Origin of the sequence: Amnibacterium flavum (assembly GCF_003097495.1) — a bacterium.
GTDB lineage: Bacteria > Actinomycetota > Actinomycetes > Actinomycetales > Microbacteriaceae > Naasia > Naasia flava.
The window spans coordinates 1,570,852-1,585,752 of sequence record NZ_QEOP01000001.1; the positions used below are offsets into that span (position 1 = coordinate 1,570,852).

The 14,901-nt window shown below is 68.4% G+C and carries 15 protein-coding genes; 8 read left to right on the top strand and 7 right to left on the bottom strand.

Translation table 11 applies throughout. The features are described 5' to 3' along the window. The first annotated feature begins 35 nt into the window (after window positions 1-35). The 3 genes from atpD (at window position 36) to DDQ50_RS07335 (ending at window position 2,655) form a co-directional block, all read left to right on the top strand. The gene (atpD, locus tag DDQ50_RS07325) at window positions 36-1,499 is read left to right on the top strand and encodes a F0F1 ATP synthase subunit beta (RefSeq protein ID WP_116755959.1); all 1,464 of its coding nucleotides are present in this window, start codon (window positions 36-38) and stop codon (window positions 1,497-1,499) included. A 2-nt stretch (window positions 1,500-1,501) separates the two neighbouring features. Then, on the top strand, window positions 1,502-1,765 hold the full coding sequence (locus DDQ50_RS07330; RefSeq protein ID WP_116755960.1) for a F0F1 ATP synthase subunit epsilon: 264 nt from the start codon (window positions 1,502-1,504) through the stop codon (window positions 1,763-1,765). A 92-nt stretch (window positions 1,766-1,857) separates the two neighbouring features. Next, window positions 1,858-2,655, top strand: coding sequence for an alpha/beta fold hydrolase (locus tag DDQ50_RS07335; protein WP_116755961.1), 798 nt, complete (start codon window positions 1,858-1,860; stop codon window positions 2,653-2,655). A gap of 81 nt (window positions 2,656-2,736) precedes the next feature. Here the strand turns inward: DDQ50_RS07335 and DDQ50_RS07340 are convergent, their stop codons facing one another. Further along, the gene (locus DDQ50_RS07340; RefSeq protein WP_116755962.1) at window positions 2,737-3,294 is read right to left on the bottom strand and encodes a YceI family protein; all 558 of its coding nucleotides are present in this window, start codon (window positions 3,292-3,294) and stop codon (window positions 2,737-2,739) included. 72 nt (window positions 3,295-3,366) lie between these two features. Continuing rightward, window positions 3,367-3,990, bottom strand: coding sequence for a LysE/ArgO family amino acid transporter (locus tag DDQ50_RS07345; protein WP_240614264.1), 624 nt, complete (start codon window positions 3,988-3,990; stop codon window positions 3,367-3,369). Between the two features lie 68 nt (window positions 3,991-4,058). On the opposite strand from DDQ50_RS07345, the gene DDQ50_RS07350 reads away from it, so the two are divergent. From DDQ50_RS07350 to DDQ50_RS07360, 3 genes are read left to right on the top strand one after another with little or no spacing between them, the layout of a single operon-like run. Next, a complete protein-coding gene (locus DDQ50_RS07350; RefSeq protein ID WP_240614265.1) occupies window positions 4,059-4,952 on the top strand; it encodes a LysR family transcriptional regulator ArgP in 894 nt (297 codons plus the stop codon). A gap of 43 nt (window positions 4,953-4,995) precedes the next feature. Continuing rightward, a complete protein-coding gene (locus DDQ50_RS07355; RefSeq protein ID WP_116755963.1) occupies window positions 4,996-5,805 on the top strand; it encodes a YaaA family protein in 810 nt (269 codons plus the stop codon). A gap of 9 nt (window positions 5,806-5,814) precedes the next feature. Next, entirely contained in the window at window positions 5,815-6,774 is a 960-nt protein-coding gene (locus DDQ50_RS07360; protein ID WP_116755964.1) for an aldo/keto reductase, read from the top strand. A gap of 690 nt (window positions 6,775-7,464) precedes the next feature. Here DDQ50_RS07360 and DDQ50_RS07365 read toward each other — a convergent pair. The 5 genes from DDQ50_RS07365 to DDQ50_RS07385 form a co-directional block, all read right to left on the bottom strand. Next, window positions 7,465-8,094 (bottom strand): DNA-3-methyladenine glycosylase I, encoded by a 630-nt coding sequence (locus DDQ50_RS07365; protein ID WP_116755965.1) that lies wholly within the window; start codon window positions 8,092-8,094, stop codon window positions 7,465-7,467. A gap of 87 nt (window positions 8,095-8,181) precedes the next feature. Continuing rightward, the gene (locus tag DDQ50_RS07370) at window positions 8,182-8,730 is read right to left on the bottom strand and encodes a TspO/MBR family protein (RefSeq protein WP_240614266.1); all 549 of its coding nucleotides are present in this window, start codon (window positions 8,728-8,730) and stop codon (window positions 8,182-8,184) included. An 84-nt stretch (window positions 8,731-8,814) separates the two neighbouring features. Next, on the bottom strand, window positions 8,815-10,182 hold the full coding sequence (locus tag DDQ50_RS07375; protein ID WP_240614267.1) for an NAD(P)/FAD-dependent oxidoreductase: 1,368 nt from the start codon (window positions 10,180-10,182) through the stop codon (window positions 8,815-8,817). A 64-nt stretch (window positions 10,183-10,246) separates the two neighbouring features. After that, entirely contained in the window at window positions 10,247-11,674 is a 1,428-nt protein-coding gene (locus DDQ50_RS07380; RefSeq protein ID WP_116755966.1) for an aspartate aminotransferase family protein, read from the bottom strand. After that, a complete protein-coding gene (locus DDQ50_RS07385) occupies window positions 11,671-12,156 on the bottom strand; it encodes an Lrp/AsnC family transcriptional regulator (RefSeq protein ID WP_116755967.1) in 486 nt (161 codons plus the stop codon). Before DDQ50_RS07385 ends, DDQ50_RS07380 begins: the two co-directional genes overlap by 4 nt. 354 nt (window positions 12,157-12,510) lie before the next feature. Here DDQ50_RS07385 and DDQ50_RS17470 point away from each other — a divergent pair, with 354 nt between their 5' ends. Both DDQ50_RS17470 and DDQ50_RS07395 read left to right on the top strand, forming a co-directional pair. Continuing rightward, on the top strand, window positions 12,511-13,875 hold the full coding sequence (locus tag DDQ50_RS17470; RefSeq protein ID WP_240614268.1) for an FHA domain-containing protein: 1,365 nt from the start codon (window positions 12,511-12,513) through the stop codon (window positions 13,873-13,875). A 64-nt stretch (window positions 13,876-13,939) separates the two neighbouring features. Beyond that, complete coding sequence (locus DDQ50_RS07395) at window positions 13,940-14,779, top strand: PP2C family protein-serine/threonine phosphatase (RefSeq protein WP_116755968.1); 840 nt, start codon at window positions 13,940-13,942, stop codon at window positions 14,777-14,779. The last annotated feature ends 122 nt before the right edge of the window (window positions 14,780-14,901 follow it).

The following is a 14,901-nucleotide window of genomic DNA, read 5'->3' on the forward strand; positions in this document are numbered from 1 at the left end:
AGCCAGCCAAGAAGCCAAAAGGCAGGAATCAGACCATGAGCATCACCGCCCCCGAGAAGCCCGCTGCGGCGGAGTCGACGCCCGGCGTCGGCCGCGTCGCGCGCGTCACCGGACCCGTCGTCGACATCGAGTTCCCGCACGACTCGATCCCCGAGGTCTACAACGCGCTGAAGACGACGATCGTCATCGGCGAGGAGAGCACCGAGATCACCCTCGAGGTCGCACAGCACCTCGGCGACGACCTCGTCCGCGCCATCGCGCTCAAGCCGACCGACGGACTCGTCCGCGGTCAGGAGGTCCGCGACACGGGCGCTGCCATCTCGGTGCCCGTCGGCGACGTCACCAAGGGCAAGGTCTTCAACGTCACCGGTGACATCCTCAACCTCGAACCCGGCGAGACCGTCGAGATCACCGAGCGCTGGCCGATCCACCGCCGTCCCCCGGCATTCGACCAGCTCGAGAGCAAGACGCAGCTGTTCGAGACCGGCATCAAGGTCATCGACCTCCTCACCCCGTACGTTCTGGGTGGCAAGATCGGCCTGTTCGGCGGCGCCGGTGTCGGCAAGACCGTCCTCATCCAGGAGATGATCCAGCGCGTCGCGCAGGACCACGGTGGTGTCTCGGTGTTCGCCGGTGTCGGCGAGCGCACCCGTGAGGGTAACGACCTCATCCACGAGATGGAAGAGGCCGGAGTCTTCGACAAGACGGCCCTCGTGTTCGGCCAGATGGACGAGCCGCCGGGAACCCGCCTCCGTGTCGCCCTGTCGGCCCTCACGATGGCGGAGTACTTCCGCGACGTGCAGAAGCAGGACGTGCTGCTCTTCATCGACAACATCTTCCGCTTCACGCAGGCGGGCTCCGAGGTGTCGACGCTCCTCGGCCGCATGCCGTCCGCGGTGGGTTACCAGCCGAACCTCGCCGATGAGATGGGTGTCCTCCAGGAGCGCATCACCTCGACGCGTGGTCACTCGATCACCTCGCTGCAGGCGATCTACGTGCCGGCCGACGACTACACCGACCCGGCTCCCGCGACCACGTTCGCGCACCTCGACGCCACGACCGAGCTCAGCCGTGAGATCGCCTCGCGCGGCCTCTACCCGGCTGTCGACCCGCTGACCTCGACGAGCCGCATCCTCGACCCCCGCTACCTGGGTGCCGACCACTACCGCGTGGCCACCGCCGTGAAGGCGATCCTGCAGAAGAACAAGGAACTCCAGGAGATCATCGCGATCCTCGGTGTCGACGAACTGTCCGAAGAGGACAAGATCACCGTGTCGCGTGCTCGCCGCATCCAGCAGTTCCTCTCGCAGAACACCTACATGGCGAAGAAGTTCACCGGTGTCGAGGGCTCGACGGTTCCGCTGAAGGACACCATCGAGAGCTTCGACGCGATCGTCAAGGGTGACTTCGACGACGTCGCCGAGCAGGCCTTCTTCAACGTCGGAAGCATCAACGACGTCGAAGAGAAGTGGGCGCAGATCCAGAAGGAGAACGGCTGATCATGGCCGTCCTCACAGTCGACGTGGTGTCGGCCGACAGCCAGATCTGGTCGGGCGAGGCCGAGATGGTCGTCGCCCGCACCAGCGAGGGCGAGATCGGCATCCTGCCGGGGCACGAGCCGTTGCTCGCGATCCTCGCCAGCGGCGAGGTCCGCGTCACGCAGAGCGGCGGTCGCAAGATCGTCGCCAACGCGGAAGACGGCTTCCTCTCGGTCGAGAACAATCAGGTGACGATCGTCGCCCGACAGGCGGAACTGGCCAACTGAGCCGCCGATGACGCGAAAGAGGGCGCAACCGGGACCCCCGGTTGCGCCCTCGCTCCGTTTCACCGTTCGCGCGGCCTGCGATGGGTGCTCGAATGAGACTTGATGGCTCCTACGAACGCGACGGTTGCGTTCTGCGCTTCGCCGACAGCGGTGGACGCGGTCCCGCGGTCATCCTGAGCCACGGTGCCGGCGCCGACCACGTCACCTTCGAGAGGCAGTTCGACGCGTTGGTCGCAGCCGGCCATCGCGCGGTCCTCTGGGATCTCCGCGGCCACGGGCTGTCGCGCCCGTCGACGGGCGCGATCACCTCCGACGCTTACCTCGACGATCTCTTCGGCCTCATCGACTTCCTCCGCCTCGACCGGCCGGCGCTGGCCGGTCATTCCCTGGGAGGGAATCTGTCGCAGGAGGCCGTTTGCCGGCGACCGAACGCGTTCCGAGCGTTGGCGGTGCTCGACTCCACTTGGAATGCAGGCTCGCTCTCGCGTTTCGAGTCGGTCGCTCTCGCCGCAGCAGCACCGTCGCTCGCGCTCGTCCCCGCTCGGACTCTTCCTCGGCTGATGGCGGGCGTCTCGGCGGTCACCGCCTCGGCGCGGGCAGATGCGCTCCGGGCGTTCTCGATGCTGTCCAAGGCGGAGTTCATCGCGATCTGGCGGGCGACCGTCGGGTTCGTCCGACCCGACTCGGGTTACACGACGCCGATACCGCTGCTGCTGGTCGTCGGTGCCGAGGATGGGACCGGCAATATCGCGTCGGCGATGCGCCGCTGGGCGGAGGAGGAGGGCGTGCCTCTGTCCGTCGCCCGCGATGCGGGCCACTTCGTGACCCTCGACGCGCCCGAAGTCGTCGACGACCTGCTGCTGGAGTTCTTCGGAAGAGTGCTCCGCTGACGTCTGCCGCGTCGTCGGCAGGTCGTGCAAAAAGGGGCACCGACCGAGTGGTCGATGCCCCTTCGTGTTCTGCTTCCGGACTTACGGCTGAAGCACGAACTGGAGCTCGAAGTTGATGGTGACGTCCTCGCCGAGGGTCAGTCCGCCGGCCTCGAGAGCAGCGTTCCAGTTGACGCCGAAGTCGTGGCGGTTGATCTTGGTCTTGGCCGAGGCGCCGAACTTGGTCTGACCGTAGCCGTCGGTGGTCGTGCCGCCGAACTCGCCCTTGAGGACGATCGTCTTCGTCACGCCGCGGAGGGTGAAGTCACCGGTGACGGTGAAGTCGTCGCCGTCGACGGCGAAGTCCGTCGAGCGGAACGTGGCGGTGGGGTGCTCGTCGACCGCGAAGAAGTCGCTGGTGCGGAGGTGGTTGTCGCGGTCCTTCTGGTTGGTGTTCACAGAAGCGATGTCGATGGTCGCGTCGAGGGTGCTGTCGTTCAGGTCCTCAGCGGCGACGAAGGTCGCGTCGAAGGTCTCGAACGTTCCGCGGACCTTGCTGATCGCGAGGTGACGGACCGAGAACGAGAGCTCGGAGTGGGTCGGGTCGAGTTTCCAGGTGCCCGCGACGTAGGCGGGGTGGATCGAAGAAGAAGTAGTCATGACTACATGCAATCGCATGCAGCACCGCCTTATTCCGCCTCGGGGCGGTGTTTCGCGAACTTTGTTGACATGTCACATACCGACGAGCAATGACCCTGCGATGACGAACAAGACGAGGGCGATGACGGCGTCGAGGATGCGCCAGGTGACGGACCGCGCGAACAGCGGACGAAGCAGACGGGCTGCGAAGCCGAGGGATGTGAACCAGAAGACGCTCCCGATGACCGCTCCGGCGCCGAACCACCAACGGGCGGCGTCGGGCTGCTGGTTCGCGATGGTGCCGAGTAGCACGAGTGTGTCGAGGTAGACGTGCGGATTGAGCCAGGTCATCGCGAGCAGGGCGAGAAGCGGTCGGACGAGTGCCTTCGATCCATCCGGTTGCAGTGACTCGCTTCCTCGAAGAGCCCGTCGTGCGGCGAGGGCGCCGTAGACGATCAGGAAGGCGGCCCCCGCATAGCGAGCGACGACCAGGATCAGGGGTGCGCTGCCAACGAGGGCGCCGACGCCCGCGATCCCGGCGATGATGAGCGCGGCATCCGCAGTCACGCAGATGAGCACGGCAGCGACGACCGTCCGCGGCGGAGAGGCCAGGCCGATTCGCAGTAGGTACGCGTTCTGCGCACCGATGGCGACGATGAGGCCGAGCCCGGTGCCGAAGCCCAGCAGACCGGCGAGAAGCAGTTCAGTGGTCGTCACACCTGCGAAGCTACCGGCGCACCTTGTTCAGCACAGCGAATGTTTCTTACGCTGGATAAGCTGGGCTGATGTTGATGCCGCTCCAGCTCGACCAGCTCGAGACCCTCATCGCGCTGGTCGACGAGGGGTCCTTCGAGTCGGCCGCGCGGAGACTGCACATCTCACCGTCGGCCGTCTCGCAGCGGGTGAAGGCGATGGAATCGACTCTCGGTGGGATCGTCGTCGAGCGATCGACTCCGGTACGCGCGACCCCCGTCGGCGCCATCGCGTTGCGCTACGCCCGGCAGATCCAGGCCATCTCGGCCGACGCCTCACTCGAACTGTCGGTCGATGACGGGGCGCGGGCGACCGTGTCCATCGCCGTGAACTCCGACTCGCTCGCCACCTGGTTCCTTCCCGCCCTCGCGCTCGCGAATCGCGATCGCGGGATCGCGTTCGACCTGCATCGGGACGACCAGGATCACACGACCGATCTCCTGCGCTCCGGCACCGTGGCCGCGGCGGTCACCTCGACTCGCACGCCGGTTCAAGGGTGCATGAGCACGCCCCTCGGCTCGCTTCGCTACCTGCCCGTGTGCACCCCCGCCTTCGTCGACCGGTGGCTCGAGGGCGAGGCCACCGCGGCGCGGCTCGTCGATGCGCCCGTCGTCTACTTCGACCGCAAGGACGACCTGCAGGCGCGGTACCTCCGTGATGCACTGGGCCGGGCGCCCGGCGCGTTCCGGCATCACGTCCCGAGCTCGCGCGAGTTCGCCGAGTCGGTGCTGCTCGGCCTCGGATGGGCCCTCCTTCCCGAGCAGCAGTGCTCCACAGCCCTCGCCGCGGGTGAGCTCGTCGAGATCGCCGGCGGATCCCCGATCGATGTCGAGCTCAATTGGCAGGCCTGGAACCTCAGCTCCTCCACCCTCGACGCCGTGAGCGCAGCGGTCATCGCCACCGCGAAGAGCTCGCTGCGTCGGTAGCGGGCGGGCCGCGGCACCCCTCGTCGTTGTCTACGCTTGTTCGGTGCTCCTGCTGCTTCCCCCGTCCGAGACCAAGCGAGACGGCGGGACGGAACCGGCTCTCGACATCTCCTCACTCGCCCATCCGCGACTCGCGACGCGACGCCGGGCGGTCGTCCGAGCGGTGGCCCGGTTCGCGAAGACGCCCGACGAGATGGCGGCCTCCTTCAAGCTGGGGCCGAAGCAGGCGTTCGAGATCAAGCGCAACGAGGTGGTGACGCGGTCGCCGACCATGCCGGCCATCGATCGCTACACGGGTGTCCTGTACGACGGACTCGACTCCGCGACCCTCTCGATCGCCGCTCGGGATCGGGCTCACGAGATCGTCCGCATCCACTCGGCGATGCTCGGGCTCGTCGCCGCGCTCGACATGATCCCGGCGTACCGGCTCTCCTACGATTCCCGGCTGCCCGAACTGCAGCTCAAGGCCCACTGGTCCGATGCCGTGCGGCGTGAGCTGGCGCAGCACCCCGGGCTCGTGCTCGACCTGCGCTCCGGCGGGTACGCGGCGCTCGGTCCCATCCCCGACGATCCCCGTGCTGTCGCGTTGAGAGTGCTCGCACGCGACGAGACCGGAGAGGTGCGGGCGCTCAACCACTTCAATAAGAAGGCCAAGGGCGAGTTCACGCGCGCGCTGCTGGGCGCCGACGAGTTGCCCGACGATGTTGGTTCGCTACTGGATTGGGCCGACGCGGCCGGTTTCGAGCTGCGGCCCGGAGCCGTGGGAGAGCTCGAACTCGTGACCTCCTCCGTCCACGTCGGGGGGGGCCTGAGGAGGACGTCGCCCGAGGTGGCCGACGGGGCAGGTGGGTAGCGTAGGGCCATGGAATATCGGAATCTCGGACGATCCGGCCTGCGCGTCTCCGCGGTGGGCCTCGGCTGCAACAACCTGAGCAGGCCCGGCACCGCGACCGAGAGCCAGGAGGGCACGACGGCTGTCGTCGACGCGGCGCTCGACTCAGGGGTGAATTTCTTCGACACCGCCGAGATGTACGGCGTCGCCTTCGGAGCCAGCGAATCGAGGCTCGGTGCCGCTCTCGCCGGGCGCCGGGACGCCGCGGTGATCGCGACGAAGTTCGGGCACACCGACATCCCGTCGCAGATCGAGGGATGGGGTGCGAAGGCGTCGCGCCGGTACATCCGTCTGGCGGTGGAGGGCTCGCTGCGCCGACTGCAGACCGACTGGATCGACCTCTACCAGCTGCACACCCCCAATCCGCTGGTCCCGATCGAGGAGACTCTCGCCGCGCTGGGGGAGCTGATCGACGAGGGCAAGATCCGCTACATCGGTCACTCGAACTTCGCAGCGTGGCAGCTGGTCGAAGCGGAGTACATCGCCCGCGAACTGGGTTCCGAGCGCTTCATCTCGGCGCAGAACGAGTACAGCCTGCTGGTGCGGGGGGCCGAGCGTGAGCTGTTCCCCGCGGCTGACCGATTCGGGGTCGGCTTCCTCCCGTTCTACCCGTTGTACAACGGCGTCTTCACCGGTAAGTACAGCCGCCAGGGCGGGCCGGAGGACAGTCGCATCATGCAGCGGCGCCCGCAGCTGCTCGAGACCGTGCCGTGGGACGCCGTCGATGCGTTCGCCGCTTTCGCCGCGGACCGCGGCATCACGATGCTCGAGGCGACCGTGGGGTGGCTGCTCAGTCACTCCGGCGTCTCCAGTGTGATCGCGGGTGCCACCACTCCCGAGCAGATCTCCCAGAACGCCGCGGCCGGCACTGCATGGATCCCGTCGCCCGACGAGGTCGAGCAGATCGAGGAGCTGTTCCCGCTCGCCTGACCCTGCTCGGGCGAGCCCCTCCGCCGCCGCCCGCAGAGCGCAGCGACGCGCAGGCACCGGGGGCGAGGACGGTTCCTTCGTTTCGCTGCGCTCAACGGGCGGGGCGCCGCTCGCAGAGCGCAGCGACGCGCAGGTGCCGGGCGAGAGGGAGCTCCCTGCGTTTCGCTGCGCTCAACGGGCGGGGGCGCCGCTCGCAGAGCGGAGCGACGCGCAGGCACCAGGCGAGAGGGAGCTCCGTGCGTTTCGCTGCGCTCAACGGGCGGGGTCGCCGCTCGCAGAGCGCAGCGACGCGCAGGGGCCGGGGGCGAGGACGGTTCCTTCGTTTCGCTGCGCTCAACGGGCGGGGCGCCGCTCGCGGAGCGGAGCGACGCGCAGGCGCTGGGGGCGAGGGCGGTTCCTGCGTTTCGCTGCGCTCATCGGGCGGGGTGCCGCTCGCAGAGCGGGGCGACGCGCAGGCGCTGGGGGCGAGGGCGGTTCCTGCGTTTCGCTGCGCTCATCGGGCGGGGTGCCGCTCGCAGAGCGGGGCGACGCGCAGGCGCTGGGCGAGAGGGAGCTCCCTGCGTTTTGCTGCGCTCAACGGGCGGGGTGCCGCTCGCTGAGCGGGGCGACGCGCAGGTGCCGGGGGAGAGGCGGGCCCTTCGTTTCGCTGCGCTCAACGGGCGGGTGGTGTCCGCCCCGTGTTCCTCTCGGCTACGCGACGGCGCCGGCGCGGAAGCAGCCGGCCAGATGGTCGTCCACCAGGCCGCTGGACTGCATGAGCGCATACACCGTGGTCGGACCCACGAACCGGAAGTCGGCCTTCTTTAGAGCCTTGCTCAGCGCGACCGACTCCGGCGTCGTCGCCGGGAGTTCGCCTAGCTCGCGGGGACGCTCCGACTCGGGCCGAGCGGCGGGCGCGAAGCTCCAGATCAAGTCGTCGAGCGCTGTCGGCCCGTGCTCCGCTTCGAGCGCGAGAAGCGCGCCGGCGTTGCGGATGGTCGCCTCGATCTTGGCGCGGTTGCGGATGATCCCGGTGTCGCCCAGCAGTCGGGCGACGTCGTCGGGACCGTAGCCGGCGATGGTCTCGGCATCGAAGCAGGAGAACGCGGTGCGGAAGGTCGGCCGTCGCCGCAGGATCGTGATCCACGACAGACCCGCCTGGAAGCCCTCGAGGGAGAGCTTCTCGAAAAGGGGCCGGTCGCCGTGCAGCGGAACCCCCCACTCCTCGTCGTGGTAACGGAGGTACTCGGGGTCGCGGCCGACCCAGCCGCAGCGCACGACGCCGTCGGCGCCTTCGATGGTTGTCACATGGGGGAGCGTACGGGAGGCGTAATCGATCATGCGGGCACGCTACGGACGGGCGGGCGGTCGTCGGGGCCGGAGAACCCGTTCCGTGCGCAGCGGCGACGCTGCCGCGCCTGTGGAGGATCAGGTGTTGAGGACGGCCAGACCGATGTTGAGCGTGGTCGCGTAGAGGATCCACACCAGGTACGGCAGCAGCAAATACGCGGCAGTAGGCCGCACAGCCCAGAACGACACGATCGTCGCGGCGACGCAGATGTCGAGCAGCACGATCACCGCGACCCCGATCCACAGTGCCGGCGGCCCGATGATCGTAAAGCCACCGAAGAACACCGGAGTCCACACCGAGTTGAGGAAGAGCTGGCCCACGTAGAGCGTGAGGGCGGGGCCGACGAAGTAGACGTGCCGACGACGCCAGACGAGCCACGCCGAGACGGCCATGGCGAGGTAGAGGACCGACCAGACGGGACCGAAGAGCCAGTTCGGCGGGCTCCAGGCCACCTTGACGGCGTCGGCGTACCAGCCGTCGACCGTCGAGATGGTCGTAACCGTGCCGAAGGCCGCGACCGCGGCGGAGATCGCGATGAACACCGCGAGCATGACGTAGGACCGGAAGTCGATACGGCGTTCGACGGCCACCAGGCTCACGCCCGGCGCGCCCGTGCTGTAACTCACCTCGGCCCCCTCAATGGGAGGAGAACTCCCGCTTGAATGCTACGACAGGCCCCCGACAGAGGGCGGTTCCGGCTGCGGGGGTGGCTAATGACCGACCAGGGGAGCTACGATCTTCGCCGCTATCGACGGGCGGCCAGTCACCCGTTCCTCGACATCGGCGAACGCCGTGGCGGCCAGCCCCGCATTGGCGCCGGTGAAGCGCAGCGGCTCAGGCTCCCACCGGGGCGAGGTGTGGCCGACCCACGGCAGCGCGGTCAGAGCGGTGCGTCGCCCGCTCACGAGGTCGGCCATCGTCCGGCCCGCGAGATTGGTCGTCGACAGTCCGTCGCCCACGTATCCGCCGGCGAAGCCGACCCCGGTGCGGGGGTTGTACGAGACGGTCGCATGCCAGTCGCGCGGCACCCCGATGGGCCCGCCCCAGCGGTGGGTGATGCGAGCATCACCGACCGCGGGCATCAGCTCGCGCAGCGTCGTCTCCAGGTGCTCGAACACCTTCGGCACGATGTCGTACCCGTCCCGGATGGCGCTGCCCCAGTGGTACCGCGCGCCGCGGCCGCCGAACGCGATGCGGTCGTCGGCGGTGCGCTGACCGTAGATCAGCAGATGCCGGTAGTCGCTGAACGTCTGACCGTGCTCGACGCCGATGGCGTGCCAGACGGATGCCGGGAGCGGTTCGGTCGCGATCATGAGCGAGTAGAGCGGCATGATCCGGCGGCGCGTGCGCGCCAGAGTTGCGGTGTAGGCCTCGAGGGCGAGCACGACCGAGTCGGCGCGCACGGTGCCCCGCCTCGTCACGACCCGACCGGCCGAGAAATCGACGGCCTCCGTCTTCTCGTAGATCGTGACCCCGCGTGCCTCCACCGACCGCGCGAGACCGCGCACGAGCTTCGCGGGATGCAGACGTGCGCACGCCGGATCGAGGACAACGCCGTGCACCTCGCTCACCCCGAACCCCTCCGGACCCAGCAGACGCAACTCATCGGTTCCGAAGTCCGCGGCCTGCGAGACCTCGGCCTCCGCCGCTTTCTGCTGGAGCGGCGACCGCGCGAACGCGACCGTGCCGCCCTTCACGAAGTCGCAGTCGATGCCGAGTCGTTCCGCCTCGCGGCCCACCTCGTCGACGGTGTCGATCATCGCCCGGCGCATCGCGGTGGCGGCGTCGCGTCCGTGCCGGCGCTCGAGAGACGCCGCGCCGGCGGGGAAGAGTGCGGAGCACCACCCGCCGTTGCGACCCGACGCACCGAATCCCGCGATCTCCTTCTCGACGATCGCGATGCGCAGCGCGGGGTCGCGCTCGAGCAGGTAGTGCGCGGTCCAGAGCCCGGTGAGGCCCGCGCCGACGATGCACACGTCGACCTCGACATCGCCGCCGAGCGACGCCCGCGGCACGAGGTCGTCACCCGCGTCCGCGACCTGATCGAGCCACAGACTCAGCTCGCGATACGCCCTCACGCCCGAGTTGCCCGCTTCTGGCAGTTCTCGAGCGAGAACACTGCCTGATGCGGGCAGTTCAGCGTCACAGCTTGGTCCATGCCTCGGTCAGGACGCTCCGCAGGATGCCCTCGATCTCGTCGAACTCGGGCTCGCCGATGGTGAGCGGGGGAGCGAGCTGGATGACGGGGTCGCCCCGGTCGTCGGCGCGGCAGTACAGGCCGGCGTCGAAGAGGGCCTTGGACAGGAAGCCGCGGAGCAGACGCTCCGACTCGTCCTCGTCGAACGTGGTCTTGGTCGCCTTGTCCTTCACGAGCTCGATGCCGTAGAAGTAGCCGTCGCCCCGGACGTCGCCGACGATCGGCAGGTCCTTCAGCTTGGAGAGGGTCTGCTTGAAGACCGGCCCCTTGGTGCGGACGCGCTCGTTGAGGCCCTCCTCCTCGAAGATGGTCAGGTTCTCGAGCGCGACGGCCGCCGAGACGGGGTGACCGCCGAAGGTGTAGCCGTGGTAGAACGACGTCTGGCCGTGCTTGAAGGGCTCGTAGATGCGGTCGCTGATGATGGTCGCGCCGATGGGGGAGTAGCCGCTCGTCATCGCCTTCGCGCAGGTGATCATGTCGGGCACGTACCCGTAGGTGTCGCAGGCGAACCAGTTGCCGATGCGGCCGAACGCGCAGATGACCTCATCCGAGACGAGCAGAACGTCGTACTGGTCGCAGATCTCGCGGACCCGCTCGAAGTAGCCCGCGGGCGGCGGGAAGCAGCCGCCGGAGTTCTGCACGGGCTCGAGGAACACGGCGGCGACGGTGTCGGCGCCCTCGAAGAGGATCATCTCCTCGATCCGGTTCGCCGCCCACAGCCCGAACTCGCGCTCGCGCTCGGGGCCCTCGGGAGTCGAGGACACGAAGCCCATCTCCTCGGATCGGTAGTAATTGGTGTTCGGGACGCGGAAGCCACCCGGGGTGACCGGCTCGAACATCGCCTTCATCGCCGGGATCCCGGTGATCGCGAGTGCACCCTGAGGCGTGCCGTGATAGGCGACCGCACGCGAGATGACCTTGTGCTTGGTGGGCTTGCCCTGCAGCTTCCAGTAGTACTTCGCCAGCTTGAACGCGGTCTCGACCGCCTCGCCGCCGCCGGTCGAGAAGAAGACCCGGTTGAGGTCGGCGGGAGCCATGTCCGCCAGCCGATCGGCGAGCTCGATCGCGGCGGGATGCGCGTAGGACCAGATGGGGAAGAACGCGAGCTGCTCCGCCTGTCGTGCCGCGACCTCGGCGAGTCGACGACGTCCGTGTCCGGCATTGACGACGAACAGCCCCGAGAGGCCGTCGAAGTACTTCTTGCCCTTGGAATCCCAGATGTGGTGGCCCTCGCCCTTGACGATGACCGGGACCCCGCCGCCGTCCTCCATGACGGACTGGCGCGAGAAGTGCATCCAGAGGTGGTCCTTGGCCTTCTGCTGAAGGTCGAGATCGCTCTGCGACTGCGAGACGGGCTGTTCGGTGGTGGTCATCGTGTTCCCCAGTTGTAGTGCTGCTTCTGCAGCTTCAGATAGACGAAGGTCTCGGTCGAGGTGACGCCGTCGAGCGTGCGCACCCGCGAGTTGAGAAGCGAGATGAGCTCGTCGTCGTCCTCGCAGACGATCTCGGCGAGGATGTCGAAGTTGCCGGCGGTCAGCACGACGTAGTCGACCTCGTCGAGGGCGGCGATCTGCTCGGCCACGACGCGGGTGTCCCCGCTGCACCGGATGCCGATCATCGCCTGGCGGAAGAAGCCGAGCTGCATCGGGTCGGTCACGGCGACGATCTGCATGACGCCCGACTCGGTGAGCTTCTGGACGCGCTGACGTACCGCGGCCTCGCTCAGGCCCACCGCCTTGCCGATGTCGGCGTAGGAGCGCCGTCCGTCGAGCTGGAGCTGCTCGATGATGCCCTTGGACACCGCGTCGAGGGTGACCTGTCGCGTGCCTGCAGAGCTGCTCCTCGATTCGGCCATGGCCCGATTCTGGCAGCCGATATCGACTCGGGCAAGCGAATCCGTACCTCACGGCGGCAAATCCTGCGGAATCCGTCATTCCGGGGTGTCGCGATAGATCCGCGACCCGAGCTGCTCCGAGCGGGCCGTCGGGGGGCTGCGAGGGAGCCCGCCCGCGCGGCTCGGCGAGCAGGGCCTCTCGATCCGCGGTCTCGAGGATTACACTCGCATCAAGCACGTGATGAGTGGCACCGGCGCATGATCGGCCGGCACTCGTCACGCGGAATGCAAGAGGGGCGGCCTCGATCGAGGTCAGCTGCTGTGCAGGGGTCTGGGTTCCCTGACACCTGATCGTGCGGGGGGAGTCATGTCGACGTGACCCCGGGCCACGCCTTCTACTCACCGATCGCCTCCGATGTCGGCGGCTCCCTCAACTGGATCTTCTTCGCCGCCGGGCCGGTGCTCGCGGGCTTCGAGACCGTGACGCCGCTCGAGACCGTCACCGCTCTCTGGCGCCTCGCCTCCGAACCCGATGCGAGTGTCGAGTCGGTCGTGGCGTCCATTCCGACGCGGGGTCCCGACGCGGTCGAGTCCTTCGTCGTGGCCGTCGTCGACGAACGGGTCACGATCGTGACCCGCGGCTCCGGCAGCGTCGACGTGGTGACGGCGGCGGGTCAGCGCCGAATCGACTCCCGGCAGATGCAGCCGTGGTACCTCGCCGAGTTCGACGGCGTGATCGGACTCTCCCTCGGTTCCGATGCGAGATCCGTCGGAGTCGTCTCCGCACCCGCCTCGGGTGATCTGCCGGTGCTCAGCGGGCTCGTGCGCGCGCCGTGGCTCGCCTGGGCGGCGGGTTCCGCCGGTCCAGGGCGCGACGACCGGAGCGCGCTACCGGCCGAGTCGAACCGCGACGATTCGAGTCCGATGGATTCGCGGATCCCCGCACACCAGCCCTCGGCCCCGATCACCGGCTCGATCCCGGTGCAGAACCTCGCCGTCTCGCCCGGACCGTACCGTTCGCCGATCACGACGCCGATCCCCGTCATCCCTGCCGCCGGCGGCACGGCCGAGCCTCCTGCGGCCTCCGACGGGCGGCGCGCGGGACCGGCCCGAACGGCGCCGACGAGCCGGGTCGATCCGGATACCCGGGAGGGCGCCTCGGAGCCCGCCGATCTCGACGACACGATCCGTGGCCTCGGAACCGGCCGCTGGTCGCTGGTGGAGGAGGCGGAGCGCGCGGCTCAGCTCGCGTCGGCCGGCAGTCCCGAGGGCGACATCGGAGACACGATCGTTACCGAGCGGCAGCGTCACCGCGCCGACGTCCCCTCGGTCACCGCGTGGTCGCCGGGAAGGATCGATCTCGACCCCCGCTTCGCGCCCGGCGCCGCCCAGCGTGTCGGCCACTACTGCTTCCGCATTGGCGACGGCCCGGTCTACCGCCTCGACACACCCGTCTACATCGGACGCAAACCGAGCAGCCCGCGCATCGTCACGGGCACGATCCCGCGGCTGCTCAAGGTGGTCTCCCCGTCGATGGAGGTGAGCGGAACCCACGTCGAGCTGCGCCAGGAGGGAATGACGGTCGTCGTCACCGATATGCGTTCGACGAACGGAACATTCGTCTCGCAGCCGGGCTCCGCGCACGTAAAATTGCGGCAGGGGGAGTCGCTCGTCGTGACGCCGGGAACACTGGTGGACATCGGCGACGGCAACGTGATAGAGATACTTCCCATCCGCTGATCGGATCGGCTCTCCCACCGTCTGCATGGTCGCCTTCGGCCGTGTGCCAAGAGTCAGGATTCGTGTGACACAGATCGGCCGCAGCAACCCGGGGTATTCGATCACCGTGCCGCGGAGACCCGACGTGGAGATCACTCTGTCGTGGTCCGCCGTCACCGATGTGGGTCGCAAACGGGCGGTCAACGAGGACAGCTTCGTCGCGCAGAGTCCGCTTTTCGCTGTCGCCGACGGCATGGGCGGGCACTCGGCGGGCGACCTCGCCAGCACCGCGGTCGTCACCCGGCTCGCCGAGGTCATCGAGGCCGATTTCATCGATCCCGATGTCGTCGAGCATGCGCTCGGGGTGGCGGCGCAGGACATCGACCGCGTATCGGGGCAGAGCGCGCTCGGCACCGGCACCACGGTGACCGGTGCAGCGCTGACCCTCGTCGGGTCGGACCCCTACTGGGCCGTTTTCAACATCGGCGACTCGCGCGTCTACCAGTTGCGCGGACGCACCTTCGAGCAGGTCACGGTCGATCACTCCGTCGTGCAGGAGCTCGTCGACTCGGGTGCGATCACCAAGGAGCAGGCGGAGCACCACCCCGACAGCAATGTGATCACGCGGGCCATCGGCTTCAACGACGTGCCCGCCCCCGATCTGTGGATGATCCCCGTGACGGAGGGGCTGCGTCTCATGATCTGCTCCGACGGGCTCACGAAGGAGCTCAACGACGACGACCTGCGCCGTCACATGGTGGCGGGCAAGCCCTCGAAGCAGACCGCCCGTGACCTCGTCGACGCCGCCCTGATCCGCGGCGGACGCGACAACGTCACGGTGCTGATCGTCGACGTCGTGTCGACGACGGGGGACTTCGACCTCGACCAGACCGTGCCGCGACGGGGAACCGGCCGCCACTCCTGAGTACCGGTCCGTCTGCCCCCGCTCTGGGGGTGAACCGGATTTGTCCCCCGACCCCCTCATTCCGGGGTATGCGGGCACCCCTCGCCTAGAATTGGCAGTTCCAGCACCCGCCGGTGTTACCC

Bases quoted from the DNA above. Each gene is read 5' to 3' on its own strand.
- DDQ50_RS07330 (WP_116755960.1), top strand. From the start codon at position 1,502: ATGGCCGTCCTCACAGTCGACGTGGTGTCGGCCGACAGCCAGATCTGG.
- DDQ50_RS07385 (WP_116755967.1), bottom strand. From the start codon at position 12,156: ATGGCCGAATCGAGGAGCAGCTCTGCAGGCACGCGACAGGTCACCCTC.
- atpD (WP_116755959.1), top strand. From the start codon at position 36: ATGAGCATCACCGCCCCCGAGAAGCCCGCTGCGGCGGAGTCGACGCCC.
- DDQ50_RS07365 (WP_116755965.1), bottom strand. From the start codon at position 8,094: ATGATCGATTACGCCTCCCGTACGCTCCCCCATGTGACAACCATCGAA.
- DDQ50_RS07360 (WP_116755964.1), top strand. From the start codon at position 5,815: ATGGAATATCGGAATCTCGGACGATCCGGCCTGCGCGTCTCCGCGGTG.
- DDQ50_RS07380 (WP_116755966.1), bottom strand. From the start codon at position 11,674: ATGACCACCACCGAACAGCCCGTCTCGCAGTCGCAGAGCGATCTCGAC.
- DDQ50_RS07335 (WP_116755961.1), top strand. From the start codon at position 1,858: ATGAGACTTGATGGCTCCTACGAACGCGACGGTTGCGTTCTGCGCTTC.
- DDQ50_RS07340 (WP_116755962.1), bottom strand. From the start codon at position 3,294: ATGACTACTTCTTCTTCGATCCACCCCGCCTACGTCGCGGGCACCTGG.
- DDQ50_RS07350 (WP_240614265.1), top strand. From the start codon at position 4,059: ATGTTGATGCCGCTCCAGCTCGACCAGCTCGAGACCCTCATCGCGCTG.